Genomic DNA, 22,539 nt, shown 5'->3' with positions numbered 1-22,539 from the left:
GGCTAGCCGTTGACGAACCTATCATTACCGGATAGGGCACGATGCGGATAAATTTACCTAGATTGAGCAGGCCAAACGAGACCTGGATCATACCGGCTAACACCACCGCGGCGAAGAGGTAGGCTACCCCGTGATCGGCGACTAAGGCGACCATGACGACGGCCATTGCGCCGGTAGCACCTGAGATCATGCCCGGACGTCCACCTATGAGTGCGGTGATCAGACCCATGATGAAAGCGGCATAGAGGCCCACCATAGGATCAACACCGGCGACAAAAGCAAACGCGACAGCTTCAGGGACCAGTGCGAGTGCGACAGTTAAGCCAGATAATAGATCGGCCCTATGACTGGCAGTTTTGTGACGAATAAGATCGAACATTTAGCCTCTGTGGTAATTGTGTTGTTTTAGATTGAATTTCGGTCGCGAATACTAACAAATATTCGGCCTTAAGAGAATAAAAAAGCCATGCTCGAAGGCATGGCTTTTTTATTATCGACTAATTATCGTTTATGGTCTGGCCATGTCCGAATTAGCTGAATTTGCCGTTTTCGGCTTAGCATCGGCTGATGAAGATTCAGATGCTTCGTATTGACGCCCTTTAGGGACCTCTACGTTGTCTCTCGTTTCTACCACAGGTGTGATCATGTCTGAGCTCACCATAGTGCCAAAACGACTAGCACCTTTAGGCTTAGCTAGAGTCTTCGCCGGTGTTGCCACTTTTGCTTTGACCTCGGCTGTTGCTTCGACGGCGACCTGAGTTTCTACTTTAACCGGAGTCGCAGGCTTGGCTGCTGCAGCGGTTACCGTGTTAACTTCAGGCTTAGCTTGTACAGGAGCTTCAGCCTGAGTTGGAACTTCAGCTTTCACTGGAGCTGCTGGTTTAGTCGGTGCAGATGCTGCCTGAGCTTCTACCTTGGCTTCGACTTTAACCGGAGCCGCAGGCTTAGTTGCCGCTGCTGATGCAGATTGAGCTTCTGGTTCAGCTTTAACTTCGACCTTCACTGGAGCCTCAGCTTGAACCGGAGCCGCAGGCTTAGTCGGTGCTGTAACAGGCGCTTCAGTTGTGGACTGGACACCGGCTGTAGATGCTGCTACTTGATTCGCTTGAAATTCAACTTCAATTTCATTAGGAATGAAGACTGGAGTTGCATCTGCATTAGTCTCACCGTCATCATCATCTTCTTCACGACGACGACGTTGACCCGCTGCGCGAAGATGGCGTGGGCTACGACGACTGCGACGCTGACCTTCACGTGGCTTATCATCTGTAGCATCAAGTTTAGCTTCAACGGCGGCAGTCTCAGCAGTACTGGTTTCGACCGAGCTTGTTGCAACTGTCACGCTATCTTGAGAAACAGCATCAAGTTTGTCGTTTTGTTGAGTCTCTGGCGTTGTCGTCTCTACTTCGACTGTATCGTTCTCTTCGGTAACTTGAACGTCATCCTTAGCTTTAATATCAGTCTTAGCCTTACGAGGCTGACGCTTAGGACGAGACAGCTTGTCTTCTTTAACTGAAATCGGCGCTGTTTCTACAACCACTTCAGCAGCAACTACTTCTGTGTCTTGCTCATCAAGATTCTGTGACTTTTTAGTTTCTATACGCACTTTCCTACGTATATTTCTACGTTGACGACGCTCTCTGGCAACTTCCTGTTTAGGAGTCGTATCAGTAGTAAGCGTAGTAACAGTAGTATCCGCCACATCTGCTTGTTGACGAGTTCGAGTCGGCTTGCTGTCATGACGAGATTGACGCTTGCCTTGATCGCCTCTATCTCTGCTTGAGCGCTCTTCATTTGAGTCTGCACGCTTATTACGGCTGGGACGTGAACGCTCATTCTTATCGCCTGATTGCTCCTTATCATCACGACTACGACGATTGTCGTTACGGCGTGAATCATTCTTGCGATCTGGTCGGCGATTGTGACGATTTTGGCTGCTTGATTCGCTTTGCTTCTCGGGCTCTTCTACTTTAGGTTCAGCCTTGAACAGTCCACCAATCGCGGCGAAAAGCTTAGCGATTAGACCCGGCTCTTCAGTTGTCTTAGGCGCTGTTGCTGCCTTGGCTTTAAGTTCAGGTGGTTTGACTGGCGCAGTGAATCCTTTTAGCGCTGGCTCAGGAGCCGTTACACGCTCAAGCTTACGGGGCTCATACAAATTGGATACAGGCTGTTCCAGCAGTTTATAACTGGCCTCGCTTATCTGATCGTCTTTGCGATGACGTGAGACTCGGTAATCTGGCGTAAACATATTTGGATCAGGGATCACATAGATTTCTACATCATGACGTTGCTCTGTGATGCGAATGGCTTTTCGTTTCTCATTGAGTAGGAAAGCGGCGACATCGACTGGCACAATGGCTTCGATTTGAGAGGTATTCTCTTTTATCGCTTCCTCTTCCATCAGACGCAGAATTGACAGTGCTAATGACTCAGTGCCACGTATGGTGCCTTGGCCGTGACAACGAGGACATAGATGTGCAGCAGACTCTTCCAGAGAAGGTCTAAGGCGTTGTCGTGACATTTCCATCAGACCGAAGCGAGAGATGCGTCCCAACTGAACACGGGCTCTATCTAAATGAACGGCATCACGCATTCTATTCTCAACTTCACGCTGATGACGTACGGGAGTCATATCGATAAAGTCGATAACCACGAGCCCGCCCAAGTCGCGAAGACGTAATTGACGGGCAATTTCATCAGCAGCTTCCAGGTTGGTGTTTAACGCAGTCTCTTCGATATCACTGCCCTTAGTGGCGCGGGCTGAGTTGATATCGATTGACGTTAATGCCTCAGTGGGGTCGATAACAATCGATCCGCCAGAGGGTAAACGCACTTCACGTTGGAATGCCGATTCGATCTGTGTCTCAATTTGGAAATGAGTGAACAGAGGCACTTCAGCATCATAGTGTTTGATTCTGTCTGCGAAATCCGGGCGTACCAGAGCAACATGCTGTTTCGCTTCTTCGAAGATGCGAGGATGATCGATAAGTACTTCACCCACATCACGACGTAAGTAGTCACGAATCGCACGAACGATGACGTTACTTTCTTGGTGAATGAGGAAAGGCGCGGGGCGACCAACAGACGCTTCTTTAATCGCCGTCCAATGATGCGCCAGTACTTTTAGATCCCATGCAAGTTCTGCTGAGTCTTTGCCAACACCAGCTGTGCGCACAATGAGCCCCATACCATTAGGGATGTCTAATTCAGACAAGGCCGCCTTTAGCTCAGTGCGTTCATCACCTTCGATACGGCGAGAGATGCCACCGGCGCGAGGATTGTTTGGCATTAAGACAAGGTATGAACCCGCTAAACTGATAAAGGTCGTGAGTGCGGCGCCTTTATTGCCACGCTCCTCTTTATCAATTTGAACTATGACCTCTTGGCCCTCTTTTATCACCTCTTTAATATTGGGGCGACCTTGAAAAGAGTAACCTTTAGGGAAGTATTCTCTGGCGATCTCTTTGAGGGGCAGAAATCCATGACGGTCCGCTCCATAATCGACAAATGCCGCTTCGAGAGAGGGCTCTACACGGGTGATTTTACCCTTGTAGATATTGGCTTTCTTTTGCTCGTGACCTGGACTTTCGATATCCAGATCATATAACTGTTGCCCATCAACTAGGGCTACGCGCAACTCTTCAGATTGAGTCGCATTAATTAACATCCGTTTCATGATGACGTGTTTCTTCTAAAATAAGGTCATCAAACGATTATTTTCGTTGCATTACGGGCCTAGCACATAATAGAGCCTCACGGCTGATGTCTAGGCAAGGTGCGCATCTCTGTTAGACGCAATCTCTGCGTGTCGCATCCATTTATGGCTTATTTTTCTAATATCTACAAAAACAAGGAATTCGTTGTAAAACGACAACTAACCCCATAAATTATTTGGTTCTTTCCGGTAATGCCAAAATCGAATTGAGATCGTTTGATGATAAGTTAAAATTAATCTTCGAATTTGGGACGCATTTCTTAGAGAAACCACCTTGTAATGTGGGTTTTCCCATCCATTTAGTCGTTAACATAAATTTTCGGTACTATACTCATAAAACGACTTGTAAATTAGCTATTTACGATAGATGAAAACTATTTTAGCCTCTACTTCTTGCGTAAGGGTCGAGGGTTTTATGAACACTTTGTTCACTGATTATCCCCACCCGCCGATGAAATATAGCAACAATCAATAAATTCAGCAAATGGAAAGGCATAAAATTCTTATTACTTGATGTACAATGCGCTCCCTGATGCAGATAAGGCCCACCATGAATACCGAAGCACCTAAGCCAAAAGTTCAATTAGTCACTATTGATGAAGATCATCTTGGGCAGAGAATTGATAATTATTTAATGACAAAGTTAAAAGGTGTCCCTAAGAGTAGGATCTATCGGATCGTGCGCAAGGGGGAGGTCAGGGTAAACAAGAAGCGCATCAAGCCAGAGTACAAGTTACAGGACGGTGATATCGTGCGCATCCCACCAGTAAGAGTGTCTGATAAATCGGACCGCCCCGGACCTTCTGCCAAATTAACTAAGGTGTCGCAACTCGAAGATCGGATCGTTTTCGAAGATAAATTTATCATAGTGCTCAATAAACCTTCCGGCATCGCGGTCCATGGTGGTAGTGGTGTCGATTTTGGTGTGATAGAAGCCATGCGCGCTTTGAGACCCACGCAGAAGTTTCTCGAGTTGGTGCATCGTCTCGATAAAGATACATCCGGAGTGTTGCTGATCGCCAAGAAACGCAGTGCCTTAAGGCATCTGCATGATCAACTCAGATTTAAAAAGATGCAAAAGGATTACCAAGCTTTAGTCAAAGGCACCTGGCAAGCGCGTGATAAGGTGATTAAAGCGCCGTTACTCAAGTTAACCCTGAAATCAGGTGAGCGAATTGTCCGGGTTAATCAGGAAGGTAAGGAGTGTGAGACTCGTTTCAAAATCTTACAACGTTATCAAGGGGCGACACTCGTTCAAGCCAGTCCGGTAACGGGGAGAACGCATCAAATTCGCGTGCATTGTCAGTATGCAGGCCATCCCATCGCCTGTGATGACAAATATAGTGAGCAAAGATTCGATGACACCATGCGTGTCCACGGCTTGAATCGTTTATTTCTACATGCGGCCCAACTCAGGTTTACTCATCCTGGCACAGAGGAGATCATGATAGTCCAAGCGCCTCTGGATCCGGTATTGACTGAAACTTTAGATAAGTTGGTGAAAGCATGAAGCAGTATGAACTGGTGATCTTTGACTGGGATGGCACCCTGATGGACTCAGTCGGTAAGATTGTGGCCTGTATGCAGGCATCTGCTCTGACCTTGAATATGTCTATGCCAACGGAGCAAGCGGTTCGCGATATTATCGGCTTATCTATGGATGAAGCTCTCAGTATTATTTATCCCAATGCCAACGCCGAGTTACAAGGCAAAATAAAAGAGGTCTATCGTCAACAATATTTACATCTTGATCAAACTCCGAGCCCCTTGTTTGACGGTGTCGAAGACTTGCTCACTTCACTTAATGGGAGGGGGTATAAATTGGCCGTGGCCACAGGAAAGGCTCGGGCTGGACTCAACCGCGTATTAACCGTAACTGGGCTTGGTGGATATTTTGTGGCGAGTCGATGTGCAGACGAAGCCGCAAGTAAGCCTAGCCCCGAGATGATCTTGCAGTTATTGAATGAACTCGATGTCTCACCGGATAAGGCTGTGATGATTGGCGATTCAATTCATGATCTTAACATGGCAAATAACGCGGGGATCCATGCCATAGGCGTAGATTATGGTGCCCATGACAAGGCCAAATTGAGCCAAGCGAACCCTAAGGCGGTGATCAGTTCACCGATGGAGTTGCTCGAACACCTGACTTGATCATCTTATAAATTAAAGTCTGGGCCTCCGGGGAGCTGTTCACAGCCGGCTGCGCTATTCTATGAGACGAAATCATGGAGTCATTGGATCTTCTTATTGTCATACATATCTTTACATGCCTCTGCATATGAGTCAGTTTCAGTCTATTCTTATTGTATAAATCACGACTAGAAGTGAGATTGACGATGAAAACGCCTGAAGCTAGTTTTTTTGAATGGCAACGCCAGTTTGGTTCTGAAATTGATTGTTTAAACCACCTAAAGCACATCAGATGGCACGGCTAGCGCATTTTAATCCCTGACTCTAACAGGGTTGAGCGATACTCGTCGTCCAACCCTGCCATCTTCTTTTTAGCCACTATACTCGCGCGTTTTGTCTGGTCTTGCTTGAACAAAGTCATTGCTATTTTTCTCATCACATTAAAAACAAGCGGACCTCGGCCTTTACGGAACCGTGATCCATCTTCTCTGAATGTCATCTCTAACACCCAATGCATACTTTCTACTTGCCAGTGATTTCGCACAGAAGATAACGCCTGCTCTGCATTTAAATCTAATGAGCTAATGTACCAACGTGTTTCAGTGGTCTCTTTACCTGTCGTTTTTTCATGTACGTCTGATGTCACTTTGATAATGCTTTTTAAGCCAACCCACTGATATTTACTATTTAACCAACTTTTACTAACCAGCACTTGCTGACAACGTCTTGTTTCAATTCGCCCGTGACCGCTGTCTATGGTCGTATGTTCATCAAAATTATCGGCTGTAAAACCTTCACGCTGGCACTTGTGCCACCAAGCTTCTAATTCACCCTGTAGACCAGAATGATGACCTTTAAGCGCTAGAATATAATCAGCCTTTTGCTTAACGATTAGCTTTGCTATCTCTTTTTGACATCCCATAGCATCGAGCGTGATGATGCTGACAACTCCAGGCGCTCACAGTATGAAGTGCAGTTTTGCCGTCAATGGCAATGACATCGCAACCAGTACCTTCTAGGAGAGAAGAAATCCAAGCTTGAAAAGCTTTCTCTATTTCATCCGCTTTTAATCGGCAGATAACACGGGCAATAGTGTCATGCCGAGGAATACCTGCTTTAAAAGGACGATACTGACGAAGCCAATCAAGCTTTAGATGTCCAAAGTTTTCAATGTCTTCCCATCCTTCAGAGCCTGACATAACCGCACTTATAGCGAATAAAATAATATCTAATAAGTTATGTTTTTTACAACGCTCGATACGGGGATCCGCAATCGAATCAAAATGTTTTAAAAAAGTAGCAGTCATTAACATCACCAAAAAAGAGTATTTGGTGATCTGATCGCTACTTGAGCATAAAGTTCAATTTATAATGATCTTGCCGTGCATCAGATGGCCTACTGGTTTTATTTGTCCTAGGTGCAGTTGTGAGCATAGTTATCAGCTCACTACTCGTGATGTCTATGAATGTAGTCAGTGTCATAAACAAACATCTGTCACCGCAGATACTGTATTCCATGGTAGCCGTATTCCCTTAGCGAAGTGGTTTTGGGCCATCTACTTTCTCGGCTCAGATAAAGGCAGCATTTCAGCATTGAGACTCAGTAAACTCATTGAGGTTAATTGGCGAACGGCACGCTTAATATTGAGCAAGTTGAGAACGGCAATGGGTCATAGAGACAGTCTATATAGGCTTTCAGGTCTCATTGAAATTGATGATGCCTTCGTTGGGGGGAAAGAGAAAAGGTAAACGCGGACGTGGAGCCGCTGGGTAACGCCTGTGTTAATTGCTGTTGAAAGCAAAGGGAAACGCGCGGGATTTATCGCTATGCAGGCCGTCGACAGTGTTTTTCATGAAGCCGTTAACGATTTTGTTGCTAGGCACTTAAATGCACAGCAAGAAGTTCATACTGACGGACTAGCCGCTTTGAATATCATAGATAACACTCAACAGCATGAAGCTAGGGTTACACCGAGTGAGTTGGTCGATGAATGGTTGCCTTGGGTTCATATTGCAATAGGTAACTTAAAAGCCTTTTTACTCGGCACATTTCATGGAGTTTCGGGAAAATACCTTCACGAATACCTTAGTGAGTTCTGTTATCGGTTTAACCGAAAAAAATGGAAAAAGAAATCCCTAATAGGCGGTTAAATCTGGCAATAATTCATGCGCCTGTACATTCGTACTGAGTGAGGTACATAAGCATGATTTTTAATGATATTAAGCTGATGTTTAAAACATACACCCGTTATCTCTGTAATCAGTCCCTGTGCATCGGCACAGTCTGTTATCAAGACTTTTCTTGCCATTATTACCCCTATAATTCGTAACACTAATTCATAAATCTAAAAGTGAAATTTCAAAATACTATCCTGTAAATCAAGAACGAGTATCGATATATCGCTGTAATAATCTACGTAAGCTTTACGCTGTTCCTGAGCCGAATCAGGCATGCATTGAAATCTAAGATATTATCTGCATCTGTCATTAAATCATGCAGTAAAAATAGAAATTTCCGTATCGATTAATGCGTTCCAACTTTGCAGCCATGCCTTCGCTTCCACCTCAGGTTCCATTGTTTCACATGCATCGATTTTCAGCATTTCACCGATACGTTTAGCACCACATTCTGTCAGCAGTTTATCAAACTTGACCCCAGCTCCACAAAAGGTCTCATAGCTGGAATCGCCTAAGGCTATCACCCCGTATTTCAATTGGGGCATGTATGGTGCTGTAGATTTTAAATTTTCAAACCATGGCTGTATATCTTCAGGCACATCACCTTGACCTGTGGTGGAACAAATCACCAATAACAGCTCATCTTGTGGAGGGACAAAACCGTCCAGTTGATCATGCATCAACAGCGACACCTCCCTCCCTTCTTCCTTTAGCACTCCAAACAGGGTCTCTGCAACAAACTGTGCATTGCCGTAGACAGTCCCAAAAATCAAATTCACTTTTTTCATGTTTCAGATCGCCCTGCGTTTAAATTAGTTTTATACTTCAAACATACTTTATTGATAGCTTCATGCCAACTTATTCGGCTGAATCTTCAAGGGCCTTAAGATGCACCACTCCAGTAGACGCAAGCACATAAAGCATGTTCACCGCTCTGCTCATATCAGACGCATGCGTTATTTCACCTCACAGCATACGACCAACTACATTCCTTTTGAGCTTGCTGAACAAGTTCAAGAACATGATCTTCCCACGTCGGAGGAGCTGGTGATCCCTGTGGATAAGACTGGCTAAGCTAACAGAGATGAAGCCTCTGACGCCAAGGTCTCTTCGTCCCAACCTAAACCTTTGAATAGGTCGAGCCATTGATGCTCTAATTCGGCTTCGATAACCATACGCTCTCCCGTCCTGGGATGATTAAAAGTGAGTTGCTTAGCAATAAGCCAAAGCCTGTTCACCGAAAAATGCTCCCTGAAAAACTTATTCTGCTTACCATCTCCATGGGTTGTATCACCAAGGATTGGGTGTCTAAGATGCGCCATATGTCGCCTCAGCTGATGTTTACGCCCCGTATGAGGAGTTAACTTCACCAGTGCATAACGACTGGAAGCATAACGACCAGAAGAAAAAGGGATCTCAGTATTTAACAATGGCTGATAACTAGTCATGGCATCTTGAGCCGGTTTATCCGCAGCGACATTTTTATCACCCAAATCATCGAGCTCTACTTTCAATGGATAATCTAAGGTGGCTGCTTCGTGCATATTGCCACGCACTATGGCGAGATAATGCTTTTCAATGGTCTTATCGGCAAATTGCTCACATAATGTATTGGCCATCTCACTGCTCTTAGCAAATAACAATACCCCAGAGGTTGGCCTGTCGAGCCGATGAACGGGGAAAACATGACAACCGACTTTATCTCGAGTCAATTGCATGGCAAAGAATCGTTCCCGACGAGCTAAATATGATCGATGCACCAATAAACCTGCAGGTTTATGAATCGCAACGATATCGTCATCTTCAAATAAGATTTCAATCTCAGGGGGCGTCTCCTCGATGGTCTCTTCGCCAACAAGATTATCTGCTACTTGTTGCAACTGAGTCATATCACTCACTTGTTTGTCTTGTTTATCTTGGTTCACTGAGAAATTTATCCAAATCATCAAAAATCATAATTAATATGTGCCGCTCTTTTACATCATTCCATACATGATGTGCCATAGGTGCGATGGCTATGTTATTGGGTAACACTTGCCTACTGACAATCAAAGCTCGCATTTTAGGAATAAAAATAAACTGCACCCAGCTTTCAAAAGACATGGCTTCACAGCTAAAAGGTGATGTATCGGCCATGGCTTCTGCTGAGGGCATTTCCAGACTCCATAAAGAACGACGCTTTAATTCTTCTTCTAACTCTTGTAGCTTCTGAGTCGTTTTTATATACAACACATAGTCACCTTATTTTTAGCGTAAGCAGACATTAAGCCGAACCATGCCCGCTTCTAAAATTTGAGATCTGTAAATAATACAATCTCAAGCCACTTCACCCTATACTAGACGCCATTACATCACGGATCTCAGTGTTACGGCAGAAAAATGACAGAAATCACCACCCTTAGCCAGTTTTTATCGACAGCAAATACTCAGTTTCAAGTCTATGATATGGGCAGAAGAGTGCAGAGCATCGATATGATGGCGTTTCACCAATTCGAGAATCTGGCATCACCTTATCCCTATCCCATTCAGGGACATGCCCAGTTTGCCATCGTATTTTGGGATGCGAGCCAGCAACATTATATCTGGTTTCTAAAATTACCATTAGATGAACGCGGCCTACTTTCACCCGCACCCAGAACACAATTCATCAAGATGATCATAGAGGCTTTAGGACGAGATCCAACTAAAGATTTAACTGAAGCAGAACAGCAGAAACTCGCTAATCATCCTTTCGCTTTTACACCATCGGCAGAAAAACTGGCACTGTTTAATGCCCTGGTGAGAAAGCAGCTTAATGGTAAGGTCTCTTCTCAATATGAGTATGCGTACCAATACCTCAGCGGACAAGTCTCAGCCGATAAATGGCAACAAGTCGGTCTACAAGGGATTGCCGATATCTGTGTTAGAGCCAACGAACTCGATCACCTCCAGCAGCTAATCAATAGCTTTGACTACGGCTCAATTGAAGTTCAGATTGCCCTGTGCCAATGTTTAGAGCATCTTACTGTTGAAAAAAGCCTCGCCAACAGAGTTTTTGAACAACTGCTCAGTACCGATAAGCAAAATAAGCTCTATTTTTTACGTGCACTGGCATCGAATGAAGAATTAACCCAGCAAGCGATTTCACATATCCAAGAGCAAGGTATACTCGATGCAGAAGCCTTGATCACCATAGCAGCCAGAAACTGGACTGTACTCAAACATGCTCAAAGCCGTATTATTTTCTTAGAAGCTCTGGCAGGCCAAAAACAACATTTTTTCAATCAAATTTTTGCCGATATTGTGGCAATACCAAGCTTGCGAACACAGATCCTCACTGAGCTACGTAATCCAAATCGAAGCCCACAATTAGCATCTGCAATTGGTGGATTATTTAAGGTCATAAAATCATGATGACAGATTTTTTACTTATCGTTGCACTCGTCGTTGTTGGCGCATTTTTTTGGCAATTGAGGCAAATGGCTGAAATTAGTCGACTATTTGCCCAGAGAGAATGCAACAAACAAAAGGTGCAACTGCTTGCTATTGCAATGGAGTCCGCTAGACCCAGTATAGGTGGCAGCAGCGGGCTCACATGGAAGGCAAAATATCTGCTTGAGTTTAGTACCGATGGTATGAATCAATATAAAGCTGAGATATGGATGCATGGGAATACAGTACAAAAGGTTAAGTGGCCAATTTTCCCGGAACCTGAATGGCTCGATGCACCAGAATCTCGTGGATCTGTAGGCGGTAGCTGTGGCTCTCGAGGCAGCTGTAATACAGGCAAGTGCAAATAAAAAGAAAAAGCACGGCTCCTAGAAGCCGTGCTTTTTGTCTCTTTTGTTAAGCAATCCTGCTATTTATTATGCTCCCTGCACCATCCATGCGTTCAATATGCTCCCTGCATCATCCCTGTAACGTCCTGTTATTTCCCTGTACAGCGGATATAAATAGCCACTGTTACTTCTCCATTTACTCGCTAGTCCATTAATCGAGCTGACTCAATCCTTGAGCGTGTCCCTAAAAGCCATCCCTGTATATCCGTACTTATATCCGTATACTGCTCCATTTACTCGATAATCCATTAACCGAGCTGACTCAATCCTTGAGCGTGTCCCTAAAGCCTTCCCTGTCGACTCCTTTCAATACATTCCGTGTATACAATCTTCCAGATTGCAAACTTTCCATCCTGGATAATCTGGCTTCCTTGCTAGCGAGTGCCGCTCAATCCTAGAGCGACTCATCCATGATTGAATCCTTTCAGTGACGTTCCCTTTGCCACTGCTGATCACTGTATCCATTCACTTCATACATTTCCTTGTACGAGTTAAATTCTAGATGATCTGGATAAGAATAATGTTCAAATACCAAACACCATGATTAGCGCCAACTAGAAAACACAACCAAAATAACACCAAGGCGTTGTTTTACAACATAATAAATCAACTCGTGTAGCATGATGATGATAAAAAAAACCCTCTTGTCTTACATTCATGTGAGAGATATCTCACAGAGACTCAGGACGAAGTTTACTTCACATATTTCGAATATTCGTGAATAGAACCCCAAAATTGGCTAATGGATAGGATAACTTATCTCTGTGATGGTGGCATTTACCGAGCTATTCTGGCTTGCTGCTAGTTTATCTTTTAAATAATTTCGACAGACTGGATCTTTATGCTGCGCAAGATAGAAAGGATAAAATTCTTTAAACGATTGATATCGTATAGTCTCCCCCCCTATTCATAATTTCCCCACAAACATTTTTCAATATTAGAATTACTCATTATCTTGTCCTCGATAAAACAATAACTCACCCTCAACTTTACCGATAAAGAGAGTCTCTATGGCGGTAAAACCATGTTGGCTGAATAACTGAGCATGTTGATGTTCACTGGCAAAAACACCAACACCATCCATTTCAGGTTGTTCATCACACCAGCTCAAAACGGCTTGCACCAACTTGCTACCTAAGCCTTTTTTCTGTTCAATAGGCGACACGGCAATAAATTGTAAAATGCCACAATTCGAACTAGGCAGGTGCTCTAACAAGCAGGATTCTTTCTTGATCAAGGCTTGTGTCGATTGCCAACCGGTACTGATAAGCATCTTTAACCGCCAATGCCAATATCGAGACTCCCCCAGAGGCAGTTGCTGAGACACAATACATGCAACCCCAAGCATTCGCTCTCCCTCAAATAAGCCAATTAACGTCTGTTCTTGTTGCCATAATTCATTTAACTCCTCCCTGATCGCTCCTCTGAGCTTTTGCTCATACATGGAAAGATCACCTGAGTGAAATGATTCAATAAAAAAAGGGTCATCGTGGTAGGCGTTATAAAGTATCGAAGCTGCCACGCGAAGATCTTCAGCCGTCAGGTATACCGCTCGATAGGTTTCTAATGTTTGATTATCTGTTGCCATCGGTTTAAGTTATCCCTTGATCTAAATCAATTAACAACCAATGTAGCAAGCAAGTTAAAGCGTGTAAATATTAATCATAAAACGCTATTTATCAGTCAATTTAATGAAGTTTGATCCATACTAATATTTAAGCCACCAGTGTTATGTTAGATAAGCAAAAGGAAACCAATAATATGGACACCACACCTCAAGATCTTAGTCATCTTTTTGATCAATTAGGATTAGATAATAGCGAACAGAGTATTGACAAATTTATCGCAAACCATACGATACCCGCGAACGTGCTGCTCTGTCAGGCTGATTTTTGGAATGATTCTCAGAAGAGCTTTTTAAAGGAAGCAATTGAAGAAGACGCCCAATGGTCTGAGTTAATCGATCATTTAGACGCCCAACTTAGGTAATTTAGTTTGCTAACTAGATATTTTTGTAAGCCATATTTCCCCAGCCTACTAGGGAATTATTGCTGATAACCACAGGAGTACATTCATCTTTTGTGGTTTTACCATCGCCCCTGGTATGTTGCGTGCGATAAAAAAGCACATGAACCTCTTTGTCTTTCTCAATATAGGCTTCATTAAAATCTGCTGTTCCCATCAAGACGCTAACTTGATCTCGAGTCATACCCAGACTCAATCTAGCCAGATTTCCGCGATTGATATCTTGAGTCTCTTCCCAGCCCTCTTGGCCATTCCATCCCAATTCCCCATCACCAATATTGAGTACGCAGCCAGATAAGCTTAAACTTGTAATACCAATTAATGCCAAACCAATTAAATTTGTTTTCACTATGACTTCCTGTTTCTTTATTATAGATAACTTCAGATAAGGCAAAAAACAAGCCAATATCACATCTGGTTGTTTAATAAGAATTTAATACGGAAAACTCAGATAACATTGGTCACATTTACTAAACAAGTGGGAAAGATAACCAACTATGAGCCCAATAGAACAGATATTGGCAGCGGCTAAATCGCTATCGATTGCAGGAAAAAAACCTAGCCTTGCACTGATCAAAACAAAAATTGGCAACAGTATTCCTATGCCCATACTGATCCAGGGCCTGCAGCAATTTAGGGCGATGGATACTAGCTCAGTAGAGAAGATCCCCAGTCTGGACAAATTGCCCCCAGCGACCGTCCCTGATGAAGCTGAGTCCGAAATTGATCAGCTAAAAGCGGAGCTGACTCAATTAAAGCTAGCTTACCAAAAGCTTAATTCTCGATTAGAACGGCTCGAAAAGCATGAAATAAAGGCAAAAAAATAATGCATGTTGTTGAATTAAGATTTGAATGTTATGACAACACTACCATAACAGCAGCCGAAAAATCGATTAATGGTTTACTCGAAGCCTATAGAGCCAATGGGCAAATTTTAGGCCGTGAATTCGCCGTGGCATTCAATGATGGGGAGTTTAGAGTCAGGCTAGTAATGCCAGAAAAAAGTAGTTTAGCGAAACGTTTTAACAGCCCATGGGTTGAGAAAGCACTCGTCGAACTGACAGAGTCAAAAATACTCGCTCCGAGAGAAAAATACCTAGGTCAAGACATCAATTCAGAAGTCAGCAGCTCTGAAACACCAAGTTGGCAGCTGGTTTATACCAGTTATGTGCACATGTGCTCACCGGTACGAAACGGTGATACCTTGCAGCCCATCCCACTCTATCAACTGCCGGCAACATTCAATGGCGATCATAAACGCATCATTCGCTGGCAAACTGAGTGGCAAGCCTGTGACGAACTGCAGATGGCTGCAGCAACAAAAGCTGAGTTTGCAGCATTAGAGGAATTAACGTCTACGTCGAGTGATCTATTTCGCCGAGGCTGGGATCTGAGAGGTCGCATCGAATACTTAACCAAAATCCCAACCTATTATTACCTCTATCGTGTCGGCGGAGATAATCTAGCAAGCGAGAAAGTTCGCCCCTGCCCCCGTTGCGGCAATAAACATTGGCGACTCGATGAACCTTTATTAGACATGTTCCACTTTCGTTGTGACAGCTGCCGAATCGTGTCAAACATCTCTTGGGATCACCTTTAGCTATACCAATTCCATTAAATTTATGATCAATTCAGAGCTCTCTCAGGGCTGTTAACTCAAGGCGCATTGTTGAAAAAATAGTTATTCCCTTTTAAGACAGGTAGAAGTCCTGAGAGGCTCACGTAGTGGGCAGATCTTTAAGGAAAAAGGAAAAACACTTTATGCTGCGCAAGTGGCTTTCGTACATAATCGCTTGTTACTTGCCGCGCAAGTTGCGCCACATTAACTTAAATCGATTCCATATTCCTGGGTGATCCAACTCAGGCATAGACTCCTCGATATGAAGCTCTGGAGGCGCGACCCTTGGGGTTAGCAGGGCAATAAACTCATTTAGGCTGTTAGTTAATTTTTCAGATGGCGCTTCTCCAGGGATCTCGACCCAGACGCTGCCATCGCTGTTATCGACAGTTAGCATCTTGTCTCCATCACCTAGCACACCGATAAACCAGGTAGGCGCTTGTTTTAATTTTTTCTTCATCATCAAATGACCAATCATATTTTGCTGTAGATATTCAAAGTCTGTCTGATTCCATACCTGTAGCAGCTCCCCTTGTCCCCACTCACAGTTAAACAGCAGAGGGGCTGAGAAATATTCGCCAAAAAATGCATCTATGTCGGAGCCTAACTCTATGCCTAACGCAGTCTCGACATTAGCAAAAGATCCTGGCTCTTCTCTTTTTACCGGCTTCCAACATACGCTGACCTCTTCATTCGACTCATGGTAATTACTGGCATCAAACTCCCCTTCAATACAGAGAGAGCCTTCACCTCTAGGGTAGTAACGTGGAGATTCACCTAGCTTTTCGAGATAGGTCAGTTGATATAATTTCAAGAAATCATCTAAAGCAGGTAAAGAAGACACTTAGCAGAAGTCCAAATTTTGAGTATAATATGCGCCTATTTTGACATGGAATATCTATTGATGACACAAGTTCATGATCCCTATACGGATGCCGAGGCACTCAGTGGCTTAACTCTTGGTAAAGCAACGGGCTATCAGGCCGAGTATGACGCATCTTTGCTGCAAGGGGTTCCACGTAAACTTAATCGTGATGCAATCGAGCTCAATGAAAGTTTGCCTTTTCATGGCACTGATATCTGGACCGGTTATGAACTATCCTGGCTCAATGCTAAGGGTAAGCCAGTCGTTGCCATAGCCGAGTTTCAACTCAGCTTCGATAGCGATAACTTGATCGAATCTAAGTCATTCAAGCTCTATCTCAATAGTTTCAATCAAACCAAATTCGACGATATAGAACAAGTACAGGCCACCTTAACCCAAGACTTGTCAAAATGTGCCGTAGGCGATGTCAGCGTTAAGGTATTTGAACCTAAACAGTTCGCTAGCCAACGCATCGTTGAACTTCCAGGCACCTGTATCGACGATCTTGATATAGAAGTTGATGACTACAATTTTAACCCTCAATACCTTGAGAACAGTACCGATGAGAAAGCGGTCGTTGCCGAAACGCTTAACTCTAACCTGCTTAAATCTAACTGCTTGATCACCTCTCAGCCCGATTGGGGCAGCGTGATGATCCGTTATCAGGGGCCAAAAATCGATAGAGAAAAACTACTCAGGTATATCATCTCATTCCGCCAACATAATGAGTTTCATGAGCAGTGTATCGAACGTATCTTTGTCGACCTAAAACGCTTCTGTCATTGTGCCAAACTCACGGTATATGCCCGCTACACACGACGTGGAGGCTTAGATATTAACCCTTACCGAAGTGATTTTGAGACGCCACCAGAAAATCATCGTTTAGCCAGACAATAAGGTAAGAGTGTTAAGATTCTAAAAATAGGTATAGGTAAAATAGGGAGAGAATGTCCAAATCTGACTTTGAAATTGTGCCTTTAAAGCCAGCGAATGGAACACATTAATACTCAAGTGAGTAAAGCTGTTTTCAATACTCGCAGCTAGATTAAAATAGACTAAAACAGGTCTCTACAACATCCAAGTTTCTCAACTTGGGTGTTTTTTAGTTACTGGCATTACAACTTTACATAAGCATACGCTCAACCATTGAACCTATGCCTTTCCTCATTGATACCAGCTTCATTAAACCGCTACAAACCATTAAAAATTCTCATTTTAGACTAACATCATCAACAAAGATTAAATTAGCAAAGGCTAAAAATACTACTTTATAGGTAATGACAATCTGGATAAGTCAACGATCTTCGTCACATTTATTGTCAGCATACACGGCTAGCGCATTTTAATCCCTGACTCTAACAGGGTTGAGCGATACTCGTCGTCCAACCCTGCCATCTTCTTTTTAGCCACTATACTCGCGCGTTTTGTCTGCTCTTGCTTGAACAAGGTCATTGCTATTTTTCTCATCACATTAAAAGCAAGCGGACCTCGGCCTTTACGGATCCGTGATTCATCTTCTCTGAATGTCATCTCTAACACCCAATGCATACTTTCTACTTGCCAGTGATTTCGCACAGAAGATAACGCCTGCTCTGCATTTAAATCTAATGAGCTAATGTACCAACGTGTTTCAGTGGTCTCTTTACCTGTCGTTTTTTCATGTACGTCTGATGTTACTTTGATAATGCTTTTTAAGCCAACCCACTGATATTTATTATTTAACCAACTTTTATTAACCAGCACTTGCTGACAACGTCTTGTTTCAATTCACCCTGTAGACCAGAATGATGACCTTTAAGCGCTAGAATATAGTCAGCCTTTTGCTTAACGATTAGCTTTGCTATCTCTATTTCATCCGCTTTTAATCGGCAGATAACACGGGCAATAGTGTCATGCCGAGGAATACCTGCTTTAAAAGGACGATACTGACGAAGCCAATCAAGCTTTAGATGTCCAAAGTTTTCAATGTCTTCCCATCCTTCAGAGCCTGACATAACCGTACTTATAGCGAGTAAAATAATCTCTAATAAGTTATGTTTTTTACAACGCTCAATACGGGGATCCGCAATCGAATCAAAATGTTTTAAAAAAGTAGCAGTCATTAACATCACCAAAAAAGAGTATTTGGTGATCTGATCGCTACTTGAGCATAAAGTTCAATTTATAATGATCTTGCCGTGGAGATTTAGCCCATTCTTCTGCATTGAAAATTGACATTGTTAAAGACTTTAAGTTATTGAACTTTATGATCAGATCCTGGTGATTCAATAAAGTTCAATTTTCTCAATGTTTGTGTAGAAGAGTCAGATGCATACCTGATTGACAACATAGACGTTGCCGCCTTCTCAAGTGACACTTACGGTATTCGTGCAACAGGAAAGCTCAAACTAGATGCCATCAAACTCAGCTATGAAGCGGAATATGCTCAGCAGTCAGAGGGCGGGGACAACCCGACAAGTTACACCGCTAATTATTATAAATTGGGTGCAGGTGTAGGTGTAGGTTTCGCAGGCTTAGGTGCCAAAATAGGTTACGAAGTCTTAGGCTCAGATGACGGCCAGGCTGGTTTTATCACGCCACTGGCTACACTGCACGCCTTCAACGGCTGGACAGATAAATTTCTCTTTGGCGGCATGGGAAACTGGGAGAACGGTCTCGTAGATGCCCATGTGGTACTAACAGCAAAAGTTGCAGGGCTTAAACTACTCGCCAAATATCATAAGTTTGATTCTGATTACGGTGATATCGATATGGGTAAGGAATGGGGCATAGCGGCAACCTACCCATTTGCGAAGCACTATGATATCGGCGTGAAATACGCAAGTTTCAGTGGCGCCGATGCGGGTTACGGCTTCTCGAATGATACCGACAAGCTATGGTTAACATTGCAGGCTAAATACTAATTAGATTCAAATTCATTTAATAGATCCTTGATATCCATTTTATGAGCATGGATATCAAGTTTTGAATCGAGATCTAGACTCACAGCAAATCGATACTCCTCATTTAGCTTACCGAATAACACCGACCAAGTATCAGCCAATTTTACCGACTCTCCCCGATGAAGATTTAACTGAATGCCTGCAAAGAGAGGTAACACTTCAATACAGACACCTTTGGCGAATAAATCTAACTTTGCCTTTTTAACACCAGAGAAATCGAAACTGAATGACTTAAGAGATAAAGCCAGGCCAAGGCCTTTAGCCTTGATATAGGACTCCTTCAGCGCCCATAAATCGAAGAAGCGTTCTCTTTGCTTATCATTGGGCAGCGCAAGCAAGGCCTTAGACTCTTCATGAGTAAAATAATGATTCAAGATAGGATATATATTCGTCGTTTGCCTAGATCGCTCTATATCGACCCCTAGTTCATTAATATTGTGATGTGCAGTTTTTCCCATCACAGCGACCACCAGCCAGTTACCACTGTGACTAATATTAAACAGCAGTCCACTTTGCGCTTGTTGCCCACTGACCAGTTTAGGTTTCCCTTGCTTGCCATATTCGAAACGCCAATCCGCCGGTGAAACCGATTCTCCATTTGCACCAGTTTCCTTAGCAACCAAGGATAAGATCCCTCTGAGGAACCCTCTAACCATCAAACCTTTATCTCTGGCCGAAAGCTGAATATAACGCGACACCTTAGTCAGTTCATCTTCGGGTAGCCAACGCCTAATCGAGTCAGCCTGTGCAGATGTTAAAAGTTCATCTTCGAGTGGACAGAAAAAAAGACTAAGTTTCCCTAGGCTTAACGCCTTGGGTGAAATGACTGGGCTCAAACTAGCTCCGAAACAGAGGGATAAACTGCAGCAATATTATCAAAGGGTAAGCGGTAGAGATACTAAAAAGCCTCGAGAAATCGAGGCTTTTTATGTTAATTTTAATCTCTTATACCAATCGGTATTATGAACATGAACCACAGCACACACCGGGTTCACCGTGTTTAGGCTTCTTGTCCGCCTCAATATCTGGATTCGCTTGCTCTGAGTCTTGCTGCAAACTTTGAATAGACTCAAGCTCCGTTTGGGTACTTTTTCCTGCCACATTTTTCTTTTTGAAAAAACTAACGCCTGCTATAGCCATGGTGATCCCCTTTAAACAACACTTAAACATTCATATTTTATGCATGTTTTTAACTTCGACTATTGTAATCAAATATATAGTGCTGTTTGTGAGCAAGATCTCAAATAAGGAATCACATTAGGAACACGCTAATCAAATCTGTTCCCTTCAGGCTAGTGGCGACAGATGCCTGCGACTATATCGATATAGAAACGGTGTTTGCTCTCTGATCCCTTGCATTTAACACAAATTTAAATATCCATTCTCCTTCTCACTTTCTACTGACAAGTTTTGCTCCTAACGACAAATATGTTATTTTTTTATCGATAAAGTGAGTGAAACCTGTGCTTGTTTTTAAATAAATACGCGCTAAAAATTAATTCTTCTGCGGTAAGAGTGTAAAGATTAAAAATGCGTGAAAACAACACCATGCCCTGCTTGATGGAGGCTTGGCTTCAACACCAAAGCCCCTTGTCACTCTGGTTAAAAAGCCAAACCCGTGACGACTCATTGGCCCAAGACATATTACATGATGTCTTTATTCGTGCTATGGATCAAAAACAAGCCTTCTGCGACATTCGAAATACCAAGGCATGGTTGTTCAGAGTCGCTAGAAATTTGGTGATTGATCACGCCAGAAAACAGCAAGCTCCGCCTATGATTAATGAACTGGGACTAAAAGAGCCTGAGTACTATCTCATCGATAAGAATGTCTTGGATAAAGATGTCATCGACAAATTAGCCCAGTGTTTACCTCGAGTATTAAATGAACTCGCTCCCCAAGACAGTAAATTGCTCAAAGACTGTGATATTAATGGTATGAGCCAACAGGAATTCGCCACTCGCCACGGACTGACTCTGTCTGCAACAAAATCACGTCTGCTTCGAGCCCGTTTAAAACTGAAACAGCAACTGAGTAACTCCTGCCAGGTCAAACTGGATGAAAATCGACACGTTTGTTGCTACACACCACGAAAATAAAATTATTTTATTTTTTTATGCATCCTTTGCTACTTAGTTTCGTCTTATAGATAAATCAGATTCCGGCTATTTGAATTTCAATCACAACATTAGCCTGAACATAAATGTGACTCAAAGATGTAATGGGGTAACCGATGTTCCAAATTTTTACTGAATTTTCCGACTATCTGGTATTCAACCTGCTCGGCTTACAGCCCGAGACGAAGCTAGGCGATGCGGCACATTTCTTTGTAGAAGATACCAGTAAGATATTTATGCTATTGATAGCGATGATCTATGTCATTGGGATCATTAGGGCCTCGTTAGATGTCGAGCGGGTTCGCAATTATCTGGCGGGTAAAAATCGCTTTGTCGGCTATCTGCTTGGCTCGACGTTTGGCTCGATCACCCCCTTCTGCTCCTGTTCGAGTATTCCTGTATTTTTAGGCTTCACCTCTGCGGGGATCCCGCTTGGGATCACTATGGCCTTTCTTATCACTTCTCCCTTAATCAATGAAGTCGCGGTATTACTGTTAATGAGCCTGCTTGGGTGGAAATTCACCTTGCTTTACATTGTTGTAGGCATGTCTGTCGGCATGTTAGGTGGACTGTTTCTCGATGCGATAAAAGCAGAGCGCTGGTTACAGTCTTTTGCCGCCGAGGCGCTGAAGCGTGGTCAGAATCAACAAGCTAAAGGTATTGAGGCTCATCAGACCCCGACTCAAAAACTGACGATGAAACAGCGACATGAGTTTGCGAAACAAGAAACGATTCAAATTTTCAGGCGGGTGTGGAAGTGGGTCTTTATCGGCGTGGGACTGGGCGCAGCACTTCATGGCTTTGTTCCCGCTGGCTGGATAGAGTCTCATTTAGGTCAAGGACAATGGTGGTCAGTTCCGGCAGCCGTACTGATCGGGATCCCGTTATACTCTAACGCCACAGGTGTTATTCCGATAATGGAAAGCCTTATCATCAATGGTTTACCCATTGGTACCACGCTGGCATTTTGTATGAGCACTGTAGCCGCTAGCTTGCCCGAATTCATCTTACTAAAACAGGTCATGCAATGGCGTCTGTTAGCCGCTCTATTTGTTATTTTATTGACTGCCTTCACCCTTGTTGGTTGGGTATTCAATGCTTTCTCTCCATACTTATTAGGATAATAT

23 protein-coding genes and 5 pseudogenes are annotated in these 22,539 nt (G+C 43.4%); 14 read left to right on the top strand and 14 right to left on the bottom strand.

Annotation, left to right across the window (positions count from 1 at the left end; all coding sequences use genetic code 11):
* Both KT99_RS12225 and rne read right to left on the bottom strand, forming a co-directional pair.
* A partial coding sequence (locus tag KT99_RS12225) for a SulP family inorganic anion transporter (protein ID WP_005500484.1) occupies nucleotides 1-379 on the bottom strand: 379 nt, incomplete at its 3' end.
* A gap of 129 nt (nucleotides 380-508) precedes the next feature.
* Nucleotides 509-3,676, bottom strand: a complete 3,168-nt coding sequence (gene rne / locus KT99_RS12220; RefSeq protein WP_040571934.1) for a ribonuclease E — start codon at nucleotides 3,674-3,676, stop codon at nucleotides 509-511.
* Between the two features lie 589 nt (nucleotides 3,677-4,265).
* Between rne and rluC the strand changes: the two genes are divergently transcribed.
* From rluC to KT99_RS21685, 3 genes and pseudogenes are all read left to right on the top strand, one after another.
* Entirely contained in the window at nucleotides 4,266-5,225 is a 960-nt protein-coding gene (gene rluC, locus KT99_RS12215; protein WP_005500480.1) for a 23S rRNA pseudouridine(955/2504/2580) synthase RluC, read from the top strand.
* Nucleotides 5,222-5,869 (top strand): HAD-IIIA family hydrolase, encoded by a 648-nt coding sequence (locus tag KT99_RS12210; RefSeq protein WP_005500478.1) that lies wholly within the window; start codon nucleotides 5,222-5,224, stop codon nucleotides 5,867-5,869. The genes rluC and KT99_RS12210 overlap by 4 nt, the downstream gene beginning before the upstream one ends.
* Nucleotides 5,870-6,054: 185 nt before the next feature.
* Nucleotides 6,055-6,144: pseudogene (locus KT99_RS21685) on the top strand (IS1595 family transposase); the annotation flags it as partial.
* 5 nt (nucleotides 6,145-6,149) lie between these two features.
* On the opposite strand, the pseudogene KT99_RS20875 reads toward KT99_RS21685, so the two are convergent.
* Nucleotides 6,150-7,155 (bottom strand): annotated as a pseudogene (locus tag KT99_RS20875) (ISAs1 family transposase).
* Between the two features lie 79 nt (nucleotides 7,156-7,234).
* Here KT99_RS20875 and KT99_RS12195 point away from each other — a divergent pair.
* Nucleotides 7,235-8,037: pseudogene (locus KT99_RS12195) on the top strand (IS1595-like element ISSbe2 family transposase); the annotation flags it as partial.
* Here the strand turns inward: KT99_RS12195 and KT99_RS22865 are convergent.
* Together KT99_RS22865 and KT99_RS12190 are read right to left on the bottom strand one after the other, a co-directional pair.
* A pseudogene (locus KT99_RS22865) lies at nucleotides 8,035-8,157 on the bottom strand (formyltetrahydrofolate deformylase); the annotation flags it as partial. The pseudogenes KT99_RS12195 and KT99_RS22865 overlap by 3 nt on opposite strands.
* 183 nt (nucleotides 8,158-8,340) lie before the next feature.
* Nucleotides 8,341-8,814: a flavodoxin gene (locus tag KT99_RS12190; RefSeq protein ID WP_005500471.1), complete on the bottom strand. Its 474-nt coding sequence runs from the start codon at nucleotides 8,812-8,814 to the stop codon at nucleotides 8,341-8,343.
* 100 nt (nucleotides 8,815-8,914) lie between these two features.
* On the opposite strand from KT99_RS12190, the gene KT99_RS12185 reads away from it, so the two are divergent.
* Nucleotides 8,915-9,100: a hypothetical protein gene (locus KT99_RS12185; RefSeq protein ID WP_040571932.1), complete on the top strand. Its 186-nt coding sequence runs from the start codon at nucleotides 8,915-8,917 to the stop codon at nucleotides 9,098-9,100.
* Here the strand turns inward: KT99_RS12185 and truC are convergent.
* Both truC and KT99_RS12175 read right to left on the bottom strand, forming a co-directional pair.
* Nucleotides 9,097-9,915 carry a tRNA pseudouridine(65) synthase TruC gene (gene truC / locus KT99_RS12180; RefSeq protein WP_050774358.1) on the bottom strand — a complete coding sequence of 273 codons (819 nt, stop codon included), beginning with the start codon at nucleotides 9,913-9,915 and terminating at the stop codon, nucleotides 9,097-9,099. The two genes, KT99_RS12185 and truC, sit on opposite strands and share 4 nt — an antisense overlap.
* 22 nt (nucleotides 9,916-9,937) lie before the next feature.
* Nucleotides 9,938-10,258 (bottom strand): YqcC family protein, encoded by a 321-nt coding sequence (locus KT99_RS12175; protein ID WP_005500465.1) that lies wholly within the window; start codon nucleotides 10,256-10,258, stop codon nucleotides 9,938-9,940.
* A 147-nt stretch (nucleotides 10,259-10,405) separates the two neighbouring features.
* Between KT99_RS12175 and KT99_RS12170 the strand changes: the two genes are divergently transcribed.
* The gene (locus KT99_RS12170; RefSeq protein WP_005500463.1) at nucleotides 10,406-11,419 is read left to right on the top strand and encodes a DUF3549 family protein; all 1,014 of its coding nucleotides are present in this window, start codon (nucleotides 10,406-10,408) and stop codon (nucleotides 11,417-11,419) included.
* Nucleotides 11,416-11,805: a DUF3301 domain-containing protein gene (locus KT99_RS12165; RefSeq protein WP_005500459.1), complete on the top strand. Its 390-nt coding sequence runs from the start codon at nucleotides 11,416-11,418 to the stop codon at nucleotides 11,803-11,805. Before KT99_RS12170 ends, KT99_RS12165 begins: the two co-directional genes overlap by 4 nt.
* Before the next feature lie 778 nt (nucleotides 11,806-12,583).
* Here the strand turns inward: KT99_RS12165 and KT99_RS23590 are convergent.
* Together KT99_RS23590 and KT99_RS12160 are read right to left on the bottom strand one after the other, a co-directional pair.
* Complete coding sequence (locus KT99_RS23590; protein ID WP_420038550.1) at nucleotides 12,584-12,736, bottom strand: Mpo1-like protein; 153 nt, start codon at nucleotides 12,734-12,736, stop codon at nucleotides 12,584-12,586.
* A 51-nt stretch (nucleotides 12,737-12,787) separates the two neighbouring features.
* Nucleotides 12,788-13,432, bottom strand: coding sequence for a GNAT family N-acetyltransferase (locus KT99_RS12160; protein WP_005500458.1), 645 nt, complete (start codon nucleotides 13,430-13,432; stop codon nucleotides 12,788-12,790).
* 173 nt (nucleotides 13,433-13,605) lie between these two features.
* Here KT99_RS12160 and KT99_RS12155 point away from each other — a divergent pair, with 173 nt between their 5' ends.
* Nucleotides 13,606-13,833: a DUF2789 domain-containing protein gene (locus tag KT99_RS12155; RefSeq protein ID WP_040571931.1), complete on the top strand. Its 228-nt coding sequence runs from the start codon at nucleotides 13,606-13,608 to the stop codon at nucleotides 13,831-13,833.
* A 13-nt stretch (nucleotides 13,834-13,846) separates the two neighbouring features.
* Here KT99_RS12155 and KT99_RS12150 read toward each other — a convergent pair whose 3' ends face one another.
* Complete coding sequence (locus KT99_RS12150) at nucleotides 13,847-14,218, bottom strand: DUF3192 domain-containing protein (RefSeq protein ID WP_005500454.1); 372 nt, start codon at nucleotides 14,216-14,218, stop codon at nucleotides 13,847-13,849.
* A gap of 148 nt (nucleotides 14,219-14,366) precedes the next feature.
* Between KT99_RS12150 and KT99_RS12145 the strand changes: the two genes are divergently transcribed.
* Nucleotides 14,367-14,696: a hypothetical protein gene (locus KT99_RS12145; protein ID WP_005500453.1), complete on the top strand. Its 330-nt coding sequence runs from the start codon at nucleotides 14,367-14,369 to the stop codon at nucleotides 14,694-14,696.
* Nucleotides 14,696-15,469 (top strand): Zn-ribbon-containing protein, encoded by a 774-nt coding sequence (locus KT99_RS12140; RefSeq protein WP_005500451.1) that lies wholly within the window; start codon nucleotides 14,696-14,698, stop codon nucleotides 15,467-15,469. The genes KT99_RS12145 and KT99_RS12140 overlap by 1 nt, the downstream gene beginning before the upstream one ends.
* 196 nt (nucleotides 15,470-15,665) lie before the next feature.
* On the opposite strand, the gene syd is transcribed toward KT99_RS12140, so the two are convergent.
* Entirely contained in the window at nucleotides 15,666-16,331 is a 666-nt protein-coding gene (gene syd / locus KT99_RS12135) for a SecY-interacting protein (protein ID WP_005500449.1), read from the bottom strand.
* 60 nt (nucleotides 16,332-16,391) lie between these two features.
* Between syd and queF the strand changes: the two genes are divergently transcribed.
* Nucleotides 16,392-17,249 (top strand): NADPH-dependent 7-cyano-7-deazaguanine reductase QueF, encoded by an 858-nt coding sequence (queF, locus tag KT99_RS12130; protein WP_040571930.1) that lies wholly within the window; start codon nucleotides 16,392-16,394, stop codon nucleotides 17,247-17,249.
* Nucleotides 17,250-17,684: 435 nt separating this feature from the next.
* On the opposite strand, the pseudogene KT99_RS20870 reads toward queF, so the two are convergent.
* Nucleotides 17,685-18,454 (bottom strand): annotated as a pseudogene (locus KT99_RS20870) (ISAs1 family transposase).
* 378 nt (nucleotides 18,455-18,832) lie between these two features.
* Here KT99_RS20870 and KT99_RS12115 point away from each other — a divergent pair.
* Nucleotides 18,833-19,255, top strand: coding sequence for a hypothetical protein (locus tag KT99_RS12115; protein WP_005500444.1), 423 nt, complete (start codon nucleotides 18,833-18,835; stop codon nucleotides 19,253-19,255).
* Here the strand turns inward: KT99_RS12115 and KT99_RS23295 are convergent.
* Nucleotides 19,252-20,130 (bottom strand): 4'-phosphopantetheinyl transferase family protein, encoded by an 879-nt coding sequence (locus tag KT99_RS23295; protein WP_005500442.1) that lies wholly within the window; start codon nucleotides 20,128-20,130, stop codon nucleotides 19,252-19,254. The genes KT99_RS12115 and KT99_RS23295 overlap by 4 nt on opposite strands.
* Before the next feature lie 124 nt (nucleotides 20,131-20,254).
* A complete protein-coding gene (locus KT99_RS12105; protein WP_005500434.1) occupies nucleotides 20,255-20,434 on the bottom strand; it encodes a CCGSCS motif protein in 180 nt (59 codons plus the stop codon).
* Between the two features lie 390 nt (nucleotides 20,435-20,824).
* Here KT99_RS12105 and KT99_RS12100 point away from each other — a divergent pair, with 390 nt between their 5' ends.
* Together KT99_RS12100 and KT99_RS12095 are read left to right on the top strand one after the other, a co-directional pair.
* A complete protein-coding gene (locus KT99_RS12100) occupies nucleotides 20,825-21,394 on the top strand; it encodes a sigma-70 family RNA polymerase sigma factor (protein ID WP_005500432.1) in 570 nt (189 codons plus the stop codon).
* 134 nt (nucleotides 21,395-21,528) lie between these two features.
* Nucleotides 21,529-22,536, top strand: coding sequence for a permease (locus KT99_RS12095; RefSeq protein WP_005500430.1), 1,008 nt, complete (start codon nucleotides 21,529-21,531; stop codon nucleotides 22,534-22,536).
* Nucleotides 22,537-22,539 lie beyond the last annotated feature (3 nt).

This window comes from Shewanella benthica KT99 (assembly GCF_000172075.1).
In the GTDB taxonomy this organism is placed as follows: domain Bacteria; phylum Pseudomonadota; class Gammaproteobacteria; order Enterobacterales; family Shewanellaceae; genus Shewanella; species Shewanella benthica_A.
Note: the sequence above shows the minus strand (reverse complement) of the source record. Positions and strands in the feature narration are given on the sequence as shown.